General features: G+C 68.8%; 10 protein-coding genes. 8 read left to right on the forward strand and 2 right to left on the reverse strand.

Going from position 1 to position 12,240, the window contains the following annotated elements:
- Nucleotides 1-110 precede the first annotated feature (110 nt).
- From OED01_RS02450 to OED01_RS02465, 4 genes are all read left to right on the forward strand, one after another.
- On the forward strand, nucleotides 111-2,642 hold the full coding sequence (locus tag OED01_RS02450) for an ATP-dependent Clp protease ATP-binding subunit (RefSeq protein ID WP_264156826.1): 2,532 nt from the start codon (nucleotides 111-113) through the stop codon (nucleotides 2,640-2,642).
- Between the two features lie 87 nt (nucleotides 2,643-2,729).
- Nucleotides 2,730-3,227: an amino-acid N-acetyltransferase gene (locus tag OED01_RS02455; protein ID WP_264156827.1), complete on the forward strand. Its 498-nt coding sequence runs from the start codon at nucleotides 2,730-2,732 to the stop codon at nucleotides 3,225-3,227.
- The gene (locus tag OED01_RS02460; protein WP_264156828.1) at nucleotides 3,227-3,862 is read left to right on the forward strand and encodes a hypothetical protein; all 636 of its coding nucleotides are present in this window, start codon (nucleotides 3,227-3,229) and stop codon (nucleotides 3,860-3,862) included. The genes OED01_RS02455 and OED01_RS02460 overlap by 1 nt, the downstream gene beginning before the upstream one ends.
- Nucleotides 3,863-4,089: 227 nt before the next feature.
- Nucleotides 4,090-4,497 (forward strand): dehydrogenase, encoded by a 408-nt coding sequence (locus OED01_RS02465; RefSeq protein WP_264156829.1) that lies wholly within the window; start codon nucleotides 4,090-4,092, stop codon nucleotides 4,495-4,497.
- A 361-nt stretch (nucleotides 4,498-4,858) separates the two neighbouring features.
- Here OED01_RS02465 and radA read toward each other — a convergent pair whose 3' ends face one another.
- A complete protein-coding gene (gene radA, locus OED01_RS02470) occupies nucleotides 4,859-6,229 on the reverse strand; it encodes a DNA repair protein RadA (RefSeq protein ID WP_264156830.1) in 1,371 nt (456 codons plus the stop codon).
- Nucleotides 6,230-6,301: 72 nt separating this feature from the next.
- Here radA and OED01_RS02475 point away from each other — a divergent pair, with 72 nt between their 5' ends.
- Nucleotides 6,302-6,823 carry a hypothetical protein gene (locus OED01_RS02475; protein ID WP_264156831.1) on the forward strand — a complete coding sequence of 174 codons (522 nt, stop codon included), beginning with the start codon at nucleotides 6,302-6,304 and terminating at the stop codon, nucleotides 6,821-6,823.
- A gap of 58 nt (nucleotides 6,824-6,881) precedes the next feature.
- Nucleotides 6,882-7,514, forward strand: coding sequence for a helix-turn-helix transcriptional regulator (locus tag OED01_RS02480; protein ID WP_264156832.1), 633 nt, complete (start codon nucleotides 6,882-6,884; stop codon nucleotides 7,512-7,514).
- 21 nt (nucleotides 7,515-7,535) lie between these two features.
- Here OED01_RS02480 and OED01_RS02485 read toward each other — a convergent pair whose 3' ends face one another.
- Nucleotides 7,536-8,312, reverse strand: coding sequence for a hypothetical protein (locus OED01_RS02485; protein WP_264156833.1), 777 nt, complete (start codon nucleotides 8,310-8,312; stop codon nucleotides 7,536-7,538).
- 105 nt (nucleotides 8,313-8,417) lie between these two features.
- Between OED01_RS02485 and OED01_RS02490 the strand changes: the two genes are divergently transcribed.
- Nucleotides 8,418-9,464 (forward strand): hypothetical protein, encoded by a 1,047-nt coding sequence (locus OED01_RS02490; RefSeq protein ID WP_264156834.1) that lies wholly within the window; start codon nucleotides 8,418-8,420, stop codon nucleotides 9,462-9,464.
- A gap of 118 nt (nucleotides 9,465-9,582) precedes the next feature.
- The gene (locus OED01_RS02495; protein WP_264156835.1) at nucleotides 9,583-12,036 is read left to right on the forward strand and encodes a glycoside hydrolase family 2 protein; all 2,454 of its coding nucleotides are present in this window, start codon (nucleotides 9,583-9,585) and stop codon (nucleotides 12,034-12,036) included.
- Nucleotides 12,037-12,240: the final 204 nt, after the last annotated feature.

Raw genomic sequence — 12,240 nt, forward strand, 5'->3', positions numbered from 1 at the left:
ACGGCGAACACGGGCATACCTCGTCCCGGTGGTCGTTACTCTCGATGTACAGGCGCTGAAGAGCCGTCTGGCGTCAGTGCATTCGCCCCGTGCGAACCAAGGAGTTGACAATGTTCGAGAGATTCACGGACCGAGCCCGTCGAGTGGTCGTCCTCGCCCAAGAAGAGGCGAAGATGCTCAACCACAATTACATCGGCACCGAGCACATCCTGCTCGGCCTCATCCACGAGGGCGAGGGCGTCGCAGCCAAGGCGCTGGAGTCGCTCGGCATCTCCCTCGACGCCGTGCGCGAGCAGGTGCAGGACATCATCGGCCAGGGCCAGCAGCAGCCCACCGGTCACATCCCCTTCACCCCGCGCGCCAAGAAGGTGCTCGAGCTGAGCCTGCGCGAAGCGCTGCAGCTCGGCCACAACTACATCGGCACCGAGCACATCCTGCTCGGCCTCATCCGCGAGGGTGAGGGCGTCGCAGCCCAGGTGCTGGTCAAGCTCGGCGCTGACCTGAACAAGGTCCGCCAGCAGGTCATCCAGCTGCTCTCCGGAGCGCCCGGACGCGAGCCGGCAGCCGTGGGCGCGCAGGCGCACGAGACCCAGTCGGGTGCGCAGGGCGGCTCGCAGGTCCTCGACCAGTTCGGTCGCAACCTGACGCAGGCCGCGCGCGACAACAAGCTCGACCCGGTCATCGGGCGCGAGAAGGAGGCGGAGCGGGTCATGCAGATCCTCTCCCGCCGCTCCAAGAACAACCCCGTCCTGATCGGCGAGCCTGGCGTCGGCAAGACCGCCGTCGTCGAGGGCCTCGCGCAGGCCATCGTCAAGGGCGATGTCCCCGAGACGCTGAAGGACAAGCAGCTGTACTCGCTCGACCTCGGCTCGCTCATCGCCGGTTCCCGCTACCGCGGTGACTTCGAGGAGCGGCTGAAGAAGGTCACCAAGGAGATCCGCACCCGCGGCGACATCATCGTCTTCATCGACGAGATCCACACCCTCGTGGGTGCGGGTGCCGCCGAGGGCGCGATCGATGCGGCCAGCATCCTCAAGCCGCTGCTCGCCCGTGGTGAGCTCCAGACGATCGGTGCGACCACGCTGGACGAGTACCGCAAGCACTTCGAGAAGGATGCCGCGCTCGAGCGCCGCTTCCAGCCGGTGCAGGTGAACGAGCCGAGCCTGCCGCACGCGATCAACATCCTCAAGGGTCTCCGCGACCGCTACGAGGCGCACCACAAGGTGCAGATCACTGACGGCGCGCTCGTCGCGGCGGCGAACCTCGCCGACCGCTACGTCTCCGACCGCTTCCTGCCGGACAAGGCCATCGACCTGATCGACGAGGCCGGCGCACGCCTGCGACTCAGCATCCTGTCCTCGCCGCCGGAGCTGCGCGAGTTCGACGACAAGATCGCGAAGGTCCGCGAGCAGAAGGAAGCCGCCTCCGAGGAACAGGACTTCGAGAAGGCCGCGTCCCTGCGCGACGAGGAGAAGAGCCTGCTCGCCGAGCGGCTCCGCCTCGAGAAGCAGTGGCGCTCCGGTGACGTCGCGACCCAGGCGGTCGTCGACGAGGGCCTGATCGCCGAGGTGCTCGCGCAGGCCACCGGTATCCCGGTGTTCAAGCTGACGGAGGAGGAGTCCAGCCGACTCGTCTTCATGGAGAAGGCGCTGCACCAGCGCGTCATCGGGCAGGAGGAGGCCATTGCGGCCCTGTCCCGCACGATCCGTCGCCAGCGCGCCGGCCTCAAGGATCCGAAGCGTCCCTCCGGCTCGTTCATCTTCGCCGGCCCGACCGGCGTCGGAAAGACCGAGCTCGCCAAGGCGCTCGCGGAGTTCCTGTTCGACGACGAAGGTGCCCTCATCTCGCTCGACATGAGCGAGTTCGGCGAGAAGCACACCGTCTCGCGGCTGTTCGGTGCCCCTCCAGGGTTCGTCGGCTTCGAAGAGGGCGGCCAGCTCACCGAGAAGGTGCGCCGCAAGCCGTTCAGCGTGGTGCTCTTCGACGAGATCGAGAAGGCCCACCCCGACATCTTCAACTCGCTGCTGCAGATCCTCGAGGAAGGCCGTCTCACCGACGGCCAGGGTCGGGTCGTGGACTTCAAGAACACGGTCATCATCATGACGACCAACCTCGGATCGTCCGCGATCGCCGGTGGCCCCGTCGGCTTCCAGATCGAGGGCAACGCGCAGACCAGTTACGAGCGGATGAAGGGCAAGGTCGACGAGGAGCTCAAGCGCCACTTCAAGCCCGAGTTCCTCAACCGCGTCGACGACGTCATCGTCTTCCCGCAGCTGTCGAAGGAGGAGCTGGTGCAGATCGTCGATCTGTTCACCAAGCGTCTCAGCGACCGCCTGCTGGACCGCGACATGACCGTGGAGCTCACGCAGGCCGCCAAGGAGCGCCTCATCGAGGTCGGATTCGACCCGGCTCTCGGTGCGCGGCCCCTGCGCCGCGCGATGCAGCGGGAGATCGAGGACCAGCTGTCCGAGAAGATCCTGCACGGCGAGCTCAACGCCGGAGACCACGTCAAGGTGGATTCCGCCGAGGGCAAGTTCCTGTTCGAGACGAAGCCTCGCGGCGAGAAGGTCTCGGTCGGGATCAACACCGGCGGGGGAGCGATCCCCGGCACGCCGGACCTGGCGATCGCCAGCGGCGAGTGATCTGAACGACGAAGGGCGGATGCCGAGGCATCCGCCCTTCGTCGTGTCCACAGGTTCGTGCATGAGGGGCGTTCTAGGCTGGATGCCGTGAGCTACACCGTCCGCCCCGCGCGCAGCGCCGACATCCTCGGCATCCATCGCCTGCTGGAGCCGATGGTGGACCGACGGATCCTGCTCGGCAAGGACCTCGCGGTGCTGTACGGCGCGACGCAGGAGTTCGTCGTCGCGGAGCGCGACGGAGAGCTGATCGGCTGCGGTGCCCTGCACGTCATGTGGGAGGACCTCGGAGAGATCCGCACGCTGCTCGTGCGCGAGGACTGGTTGCACCACGGCGTCGGCGGGGCGATCGTCGGGGCTCTCGAGGAACGCGCCGTCCAACTCGGGTTGAGCCGACTCTTCTGCCTGACGTTCGAGGTCGACTTCTTCACCCGCCGCGGATTCGCGCCGATCGGAGAGCAGGTCGTCGACCCCGACGTGTACTCTCAGCTGCTGCGCAGCCCGGATGAGGGAGTCGCGGAGTTCCTCGACCTCGCCCACGTCAAACCGAACACGCTGGGCAACACGCGCATGCTGAAGGAGCTCTGATGGCCAGGCGCACCGCCGCCGTCTACCGCCGCAGGCGGTTGGCCGTCCTCCTCGTCCTCGTGCTCGTGTTCGCGATCGTCGCGGCCGGAGTCTGGGCCCTGATCGCGCGCCCGTGGGACGGATCCGGCGAGGCGGAGCCCACGAAGTCGCCGACTCCCGTCGTCGAGACGCCGTCGCCGACTTCAGCGGAGACCCCGACGCCATCCGCATCCGAGACGCCGGGCGTGGCCGCCTGCAAAGCGGCGGACATCGAGGTGGCCGCCGTGACGGATGCCGAGAGCTATGCCCCGGATCAGCAGCCGCAGTTGTCGATCTCGCTGACCAACAAGGGGGCGACGGATTGCACCCTCGATGTCGGAACGGCGACCCAGCGCTTCGAGATCACCAGTGGCGAGGATCTCTGGTGGCGCTCGACGGACTGCCAGCAGAACCCGAGCAGCATGATCGTGACGCTCACGGCGGGGCAGACGGTGCCCAGTGCGACCCCGCTGGTCTGGGATCGCACGCGCTCCAACACGACGACCTGCGACGACCCGAACCGTCAGCGTGCGCCGGGGGGAGGCGCGTCCTACCACGTGTCGGTCTCCATCGGTGGCTTCGACAGCACGGCGAGCCGGCAGATCATCCTGCAGTGACACGCGCGGCGGTGCGTCCGGTCGGGGTGCAGCTGTTTTCTCAGGTGGTTTGGGATACCATTGAGGTGACTCTCGGAACTGATTCGGTGTGCATGCCATCCCCAGTGGCGTCGTATTCAGCGTCCCCAGCGCTTCGACATTCACCGAACGAGAGTCCGAGGGCCCTTTCGAGTACTCCAGTCCCCAATGGACGACTCGAGAGGGCCCCACTTCTTTAGACTGGGTCCATGGCCCGAAAGAAGAGCGCGAAGAGCAAGCCCGCCCCCGAGGACTTCCGCTCCGAGGCACTGGCGCAGGCGCTCGAGAAGCAGGATGTCGCGGCCGTCGCGCTCGCGCTGCGTCACGGCACCACGGTCGTCCCGCTCATCAAGCCTGGTGCCAGGGACAATCCGCTCGACAGTGGCGAGGTCTGGACGTACCGCGACCCGAAGAGCGGCGATGTCGCGCTGCTGCTGTTCAGCGATGCGAAGAACAAGCCGGCGAACCTGCCGCCCGGCGTGGGGATCTACTCGGCCGACTGGCTTCGGGCGTTCCTCACCAAGCACGCCGACACGGTGACGACGGTGTTCCTCGACATCGCGGGGCCGCATCCGATGCAGGCGGAGCCGCAGGAGCTCCTCAAAGCGCTCTCGTAGAGCTTCGCGTGCCACGCTCGCGCGTGGGCTTCGGTCACGCCTGCGGCGGGATGCGGGAGCGGGAAGCCACCCGAAGCGCGACCGACCGGCAGGACGGTCACGCTCGTGGCGGGATCGGGGCGGACGAGGTCACCCGAAGCGCGACCGTTCGTTCGGTGGCCACGCCGGTGATGGGGGGTGATGGGGCGGAACCGCCGGAGTTCTCCCGTGCGCGCCTGAACCTCCGGGCGGTCACGCCTGGGGCGGGATGCGGGAGCGAGATGCCACCCGAACCGTGACCGATCGCGAGGACGGTCACGGCAGTGGCGGGATCGGAGCGGACGAAGCCACCCGAAGCGCGACCGTTCGCGGCGTCCGGCGGTCAGAACGGCGGGACGTCGTCGACGGGACGCTGACGTCCGCCGTGCGCGCGGACGTCGCCGATCGCGGCGCGCAGCGTCTGGGACCGCTCGTCCACGACGCGCGTGTAGCCCAACCGGGCCGCCTCGCTGCGCCGCTGAGCGGCCTGGGTCACGGGGCGGACCTCACCGGCGAGGCTGAGCTCGCCGACCGCCGCGACCGAACGCGGTACGGAGATCTGCTGGATGGAACCGGCCACGGCCAGCGCGATCGCGAGATCGGCTGCCGGCTCGGTGAATCGCACGCCGCCGACCGTCGAGACGTAGACGTCCAGGCTGCCGGTGGGGATGCCGGCGCGGCGCTCGAGGATCGCGAGCACCATCGCCACGCGAGAGCCGTCGAGGCCGTGCACCACGCGACGCGGGTTCGGGCCGGACGCCTTGATCGTCAGCGCCTGCACCTCGACCGGCATCGCGCGCCGCCCCTCGAGAGCGATGGCGACGCAGGTCCCCGGTTCGGCGGCACCCTGCGACAGGAACAGCCCCGAGGGGTCTGGCACCTCGACGATGCCGTCACCGGCCATCTCGAAGCAACCCACCTCGTCGGTCGGGCCGAAGCGGTTCTTGAGAGCGCGCACGAAGCGCAGCGAGGTCTGCCGGTCGCCCTCGAAATGGCACACGACGTCGACCAGATGCTCGAGCAGCCGAGGGCCGGCGATCTGACCGTCCTTGGTCACGTGGCCGACGATGATGATCGGCAGGCTGCGCTCCTTCGCCACGCGGATCAGCGTCGCAGCGACCTCACGGACCTGACTCGGCTGCCCTGCCGCCCCGTCGATCAAGGACGATGCGACGGTCTGGACCGAGTCGACGATCACGAGCTCGGGGCGCACCTCGTCGATATGGCCGAGGATCGTGGCCAGGTCGGTCTCGCTGGCCAGATACAGCTCGTCGTGCAGTGCACCGGTGCGCTCGGCGCGCAGGCGCACCTGCGCGGGAGACTCCTCGGCGCTCGCGTACAGCACCCGTCGTCCAGACCGCGCGGACTGCGCCGCGACCTCGAGCAGCAGCGTCGACTTTCCGACCCCCGGTTCGCCGCTCAGCAGGATCGCGGCACCGGGCACGATGCCCCCGCCGAGCACGCGGTCGAACTCGCCGACCCCGCTCGTGCGACGAGGGGACTCCGCCGTCGTGATCTGGGTGATCGGGCGCGCGACGCGGTCGGCCGACGGCGCCAGGGCGGTGACCTGCGGGCGCGCGATCCCCACCGAAGCGGCCTGCTCCACGACCGTCCCCCACTGCTGGCACTCGCCGCAGCGACCCACCCACTTCGACGCCGTCCACCCGCACTCGGTGCAGACGAAGGCCGGGGGAGCGGGACGGGTCTTTGCCATGGATTCAGGGTAGCCGCGGCATCCGACACCGCAGACCGCTATGGTGGACCGCGAGAGAGCGGGAGGCCGGAGATGTCCGATCCGAATGCAGAGATCCGCACCCTGCAGGCGAGGGTGGATCAGCTCGAGCGGATGCTGGTCGGCACCTACGCCCTGGTCATCGCGTTGGCGCTCGTGCTCGGGCTCGTCCTCCCCTACGCGACCCAGCGTTCCGGCGAGGGCGACGAGAAGGCGTGGAGCGTGCTCAGCACGGTCTTCACCCCCATCCCCGCGCCCGAGACCGAATCGTTCGGCGTCGGCCTCGCCGTCGTCGTCGGGTTCATCATTCTGATCGTGCTGACCGTGGTGATCCTCGTCGGCACACTCATCCCCGCGGCTCTCGGCATCCTGTCGGACGGGCTTCGGATCATGGGACGGGTACTGGCGATCCTCGGCATCATCGGCGCGGTCCTCGTCCTCGTGCTCAGCGTCCAGGCCATGGGGACGGTCGGCGGCGACTTCGGCGCGGGCGGCCCCGTGCTGCTGTTCGGGATGATCGGAGTCCTCCCGCTGGTGAGCAGGTCGGCGCGATCACTGGTCTGGCCCCGCGCCTGAGGGTTATTCACGGCCCATGGTGCGGCTCGCTGTCAGGCGGCTCGGACACAATGGACCAATGGCCACCGCCAGACCCGCGTACGGACCGATCTCGAGCTACTCCCGGGTGCAGATCCTGCACCTGGTGCAGGCGCGCTCGGAGCGCTCGATCCAGGAGCTGCGCGAGGCGACGGGACTGCACGCGAACACGATCCGCGAGCACCTCCAGCGGCTGATCGAAGGCGGCTACGTCATCGCCTCCACCGAGCACCGCACGACGCGCGGCCGACCCCGCACACTGTACAGCGCCGCGACCGGAACGCCGGAGGCGTCCAGTCCCGTCGCCCGAGACAAGGTCTCGGCCGCCGCGCGGCGCGGGGACCTGCTGCGAAGGATGCTGCCGTCGACCGCACCGGACCTCTCACCCGATGCGACCCACCAGCTCGATGCCCTCGTCGAACATCTCGAGGAGAGCGGATTCGAACCCGTCGTCGACGACGCGGCGCTCACGGTCGACCTCACGCCTTGTCCGCACGCGGCAGGTCGCCCCGAGCACCGTCCCGTGCTGTGCGCGGTGCACCTGGGGCTGATGCAGGGCGTCCTGACGGAGGCGGGTGGTCCGCTCGCCGCCGACTGCGTGCTCGCGGCCGAACGCCCGGAGGAGTGCACAGTGCGGCTCACCCTCGCCCCTCTCACCGTGACAGCGGGCTGAGCCGGGGCCTGCGGCATCCGGTCAGCCGTACAGCGACGCCGGCGGCTCCATCGTGATCCCTGCCGCCTCGAACGCCCTGCGACGTTCCTCGATGCGACGGTGCAGTTCGACCTGCGCATCGTCGACGAGGTGCGGGTCCAGGGCCACGTCGGGCGCGCGCGCATCGCCGTGGCCGGCGGCGATGTAGTCGTCCAGCTCCGGACCGGAGGTCCAGGACGTGATGAGCGAGTAGCGCGGCGATGTGCCGCGGTGCCAGACGGCGTGCCAGAAGCGCTGCGTGTCGACGATCACGCGCGATCCGGCCGGCAGCGGCAGACGCACCTCGGTCGCCGGGTCGAAGCGGTCGGCGCGCAGGATCATCAGCGAGTCAGGATCGTCCGTGAGGTTGAGGGAACCGCGGACCACCCAGCCGGTGCCGTCCTCGTTGAGGCGGTTGTTGTCGTCCTGGTGGAGGTTGTAGATCGCGTCGGCGTAGGTGTTGGGCTGCAGCTCGATGACCCGGCAGCGCCCGATGTCCGCGCCCGGCTCCTTCGCGCGGGCGACGATGGTCGGCGCGATCTCGACCTGCGACTCGATCCACACGCCGTCCTTGTCGGTGCGCGGCGGTGTGCGGTTCCAGAAGCCGTTGCAGTCGATGTCGCCGGCGTAGCTCGTGAGCGGGGCGAACCGGGTGATGCCGGACGAACGCCAGCCGATGTACTCGAGGCTCTGCCACTCGGCCTCGTCGATGGGCCGGTCGTCGCGGTCGAGGATCACATACCCGGTCTCGTCGAGAGCGGGTGAGGTGATGAAGCCCATGGTGCGCCTCCTGCTCAGCGGCATCCGTTCAGGCCATCCTAACCAGCCGGGCTGGGGGTGGCAGAGCCGTCAGGGCCGGAGATATCGCGCCGATAGCCTGGAGGGATGACGACACCGCAGGGTGCCCTCCTCGTGGGCAGTGTGAACTTCGACGATGCCGAGAAGACGATGCGCGTGGCCGCCGAGATGCTCGGCGGCCGCCTCAAGCGGATTCCGGACGGCGAGGTCGGCAAGAGGTTCCACTGGATCATGTTCCAGCCCGACGTGCTCGGGCAGGCCGTCGGCATCGAGCGCGTCGGAGATCAGCCGATCCCGTTCCCCGCCGGGTTGGACGCGCGCCCGCTGCGCATCGCGGACGGCGTCGAAGCGGCGTTGATCGAACTGCCGCCGCTCGGCTATGCGGATGCCGCGATCGACTCCTACGCGATCTTCACGCGGCTGCGTGCGGAGGGAGCGGTGCCCACCGGCATCCGGTTCCAGGTGTCGCTGCCGACGCCGGTCGCGGTCGTCTCATCGTTCTTCGCCGGCGACGATCGCGCCGCGATCGAGCCCGTCTACGATGCGGCGATGCGGCGCGAACTGTCGCGCATCGCGGCGGCGATCCCGCACGAGGACCTCGCGGTGCAGTGGGATGTCGCCAGCGAGATGGGCATCATCGAGCGCGCGGCCGGCTACGGCAGGACCATGACGGCGTGGTGGCCGGGCGATCCCTTCGACGGCCTGGTCGCGCGACTCGCGGCACTGGTGGATGCGGTGCCCGCGGATGCCGAGGTCGGCGTCCACCTCTGCTACGGCGATGCGGGGGAGAAGCACTTCATCGAGCCGGCGGATGCCGGCAACCTCGTGCGCTACGCGAACGCTGTGATGGCTGCGGCGTCCCGGCCCGTGACATGGCTGCACCTGCCGGTGCCGATCGATCGAGACGATGAGGCGTTCTTCGCTCCGCTCGCGACGCTGGAGCCGGTCGGAGAGCTGTACCTCGGTCTCGTGCACCGCGAGGACGGAGCGGAGGGAGCGCGGCGGCGCATCGCCGCGGCATCCCGCTTCACCACCGAGTTCGGAGTCGCGACCGAGTGCGGCATCGGACGCGCACCGGCCGGCTCGACCGAGGGCATCCTCCGCACGCATGCCGAGGTCGCCGCCGCCTGGTGAGGTCGGCGCGCTACCGACATGAATCGTGTCGGGGGTTTCGCGCACGCCTCCTGCTTTGTTAGATTGTGGAACTAAGTAGCGCACCTGACTGGTGGGTGCCTCAAGGCGAAGGAGCCGTATGGCCGTCATCGAACTGTCCGAGAACTGGACCGTCACCGCCGTCGCTGGGCCGGCGCCCGAGGGGATCGCCGGTGTCGCCGTGCCGGCCCGCGTTCCGGGATCCGTGCACGTCGACCTGCATCGCGCTGGTCTCATCGCAGAGCCCTTCGACGGTGCCAACGAGACGGAGCAGCAGTGGATCGGCGATGTCGACTGGTCGTTCCGAACGAGCTTCGACTGGGTCGAGGACGGCACCGAGCGCCGTGACCTGGTCGCCGAGGGGCTCGACACGATCGCGACCCTGACGCTGAACGGCGTCGAGATCGGCCGCACCCAGAATCAGCACCGCTCCTACCGATTCGACATCGGAGCTGCGCTGGTCGCCGGACGCAACGAGCTGCGCATCGACTTCGCCGCTCCCGTCCCCGCGGCCCTCGCGCGGTCGGAGCAGCACGGTCCGCGCCCGCATACCAACCACCACGCGTACAACGCGGTGCGCAAGATGGCGAGCAGCTTCGGGTGGGACTGGGGGATCGACGTCGCGGCATCCGGAATCTGGAAGCCGATCCGCATCGAGAGCTGGTCGACGCTGCGGATCGCCTCCGTGCGTCCGCTGGTCGATGTCGACGGCACCACCGGCATCCTGAACGCGCACGTCGACATCGAGCGCGCGGATGCCCTCAAGGCCGGTCTGCTCACGGTCCAGGTCGAGGTCGACGGCCGCATCGCCACTGCCCACCTCGCCGACCGCGAGTCCGCGGCATCCGTGCGTGTCGAGGTGCCGGACGCGCAGCTGTGGTGGCCGCGCAGCCACGGCGACCAGCCGCTGTACGACGTCGTCGTGCGCGTGAGTGCGGAAGACGCGTCGACGGCCCAGCTCTGGACGGGGCGGGTCGGCTTCCGCACGATCCGCGTCGACATCGCCCCGGATGAGCACGGCAGCCCCTACGCGGTGCATGTGAACGACCAGCTCGTGCAGATTCGGGGCGCCAACTGGATCCCCGACCACGCGTTCACGACCGAGGTCGATCGCGATCGCTACGCACGTCGCATCGCGGACGCCACGGAGGCGAACATGAACCTGCTGCGCGTGTGGGGCGGCGGGATCTACGAGGCCGACGACTTCTACGAGATCTGCGATGAGCAGGGTGTGCTGGTGCAGCAGGACTTCCTGTTCGCATGCGCCGCGTATGCGGAGGAGGAATGGCTGGCCGTCGAGGTCGAAGCCGAGGCCCGCGAAGCCATCACCCGCCTCTCCGGGCACGCGTCGCTGGCGATCTGGAACGGCAACAACGAGAACATCGTCGGATACACGGACTGGGGCTGGCGCCCGCGTCTGGAGGGCAAGACGTGGGGCGAGGGCTACTACAGGCGACTGTTCCCCCGCCTGATCGCCGAACTCGACCCGACCCGCTTCTACTCCGCAGGCAGCCCCTATTCCTTCTCGTCCTATGTGAGTCCCAACCTGGACACGCACGGGACCGTGCACATCTGGGACGTGTGGAACCAGAAGGACTACACCGCATACGCCGAGTGGACGCCCCGTTTCGTCGCGGAGTTCGGCTTCCAGGGGCCGCCGGCCTGGACCACGCTCGTGGATGCCGTGCACGACAGCCCGCTCGAGCCGTACGGCGAGCAGATGCTCGTGCACCAGAAGGCGCACGAGGGCAACCTCAAGCTCGAGCGCGGATACCTGCCGCACCTGCCGAAGCCGGCGACGATCGACGACTGGCACTGGGCGACGCAGTTGAACCAGGCGGCGGCGGTGCGGTTCGGCATCTCGCACTTCCGCTCGCTCGCGCCGTACAACACCGGCTCGATCGTGTGGCAGCTCAACGACGACTGGCCGGTGATCTCGTGGGCCGCCGTCGATTTCGAGGAGCGCCGCAAGCCCCTCTGGTACGCGATCAAGGCGGTCTATGAACCGCGTTTCATCACGGTCCAGCCGCGCGACGGCGGCCTGGCGGCCGTACTGCTGAACGACCACGCGGAGCCCTGGTCGGGCGAGGTCGTGGTGCGCCGTCAGGCGTTCGACGGCACGGTCCTGGCGGAGACCTCGATCGCCGCGGAGCTGCCGGCGCGCGGCGTGCAGACGCTCACGATCCCCGAAGGTCTGAGCACTCCGCAGGAAGCGGGCGGCGAGGTGCTGGTGGTGGATGCAGTGGGCTTCGCGCGCGGCATCCATGACTTCGCCGAGGTGGTGGAGCAGCGCCTGGAGAAGGACGCGTTCGGCTCCGAGGCGAGCCGCGTCGGGGAAGACATCCGCGTGCGGATCACGGCGCGATCGTATGTCCGAGATGCCTTCATCCTGGCCGACCGCGGTCACGTGGACGCCGCCGTCGACAGCGGACTCGTGACGCTGCTGGCCGGCGAGAGCCACGAGTTCGTCGTCACCGGTGCGCCGGTGGATACCGAAGCGGATCTGTTCCTCGGGTCGTTGGTGCTGCGTCACGCGGGAGACCTGCGGGCCTGACGGCTGCCGCCGACGAGTGCGCCCCGTGACCTCGGTCGCGGGGCGCACTCGTGCATTTCCGACGTCACAACACGACACTTAGTTTCATTTGTGACAAAGATCCTTGACAGGGTTCGTTTCATTGCGTAACAATGACCAGGCGGGAGGCCGACCTTCCGCCCCTGCAACTGCGCAGGGCTCGTCGACGCCGACGGTCACGATGCC

Origin of the sequence: Microbacterium sp. M28, assembly GCF_025836995.1 — a bacterium.
Lineage (GTDB): Bacteria > Actinomycetota > Actinomycetes > Actinomycetales > Microbacteriaceae > Microbacterium.

Excerpts from the sequence above, each read along its gene's own strand:
- OED01_RS02450 (WP_264156826.1), top strand. The coding sequence starts at position 111 with ATGTTCGAGAGATTCACGGACCGAGCCCGTCGAGTGGTCGTCCTCGCC.
- OED01_RS02460 (WP_264156828.1), top strand. The coding sequence starts at position 3,227 with ATGGCCAGGCGCACCGCCGCCGTCTACCGCCGCAGGCGGTTGGCCGTC.
- OED01_RS02465 (WP_264156829.1), top strand. The coding sequence starts at position 4,090 with ATGGCCCGAAAGAAGAGCGCGAAGAGCAAGCCCGCCCCCGAGGACTTC.
- radA (WP_264156830.1), bottom strand. The coding sequence starts at position 6,229 with ATGGCAAAGACCCGTCCCGCTCCCCCGGCCTTCGTCTGCACCGAGTGC.
- OED01_RS02475 (WP_264156831.1), top strand. The coding sequence starts at position 6,302 with ATGTCCGATCCGAATGCAGAGATCCGCACCCTGCAGGCGAGGGTGGAT.
- OED01_RS02480 (WP_264156832.1), top strand. The coding sequence starts at position 6,882 with ATGGCCACCGCCAGACCCGCGTACGGACCGATCTCGAGCTACTCCCGG.
- OED01_RS02485 (WP_264156833.1), bottom strand. The coding sequence starts at position 8,312 with ATGGGCTTCATCACCTCACCCGCTCTCGACGAGACCGGGTATGTGATC.
- OED01_RS02490 (WP_264156834.1), top strand. The coding sequence starts at position 8,418 with ATGACGACACCGCAGGGTGCCCTCCTCGTGGGCAGTGTGAACTTCGAC.
- OED01_RS02495 (WP_264156835.1), top strand. The coding sequence starts at position 9,583 with ATGGCCGTCATCGAACTGTCCGAGAACTGGACCGTCACCGCCGTCGCT.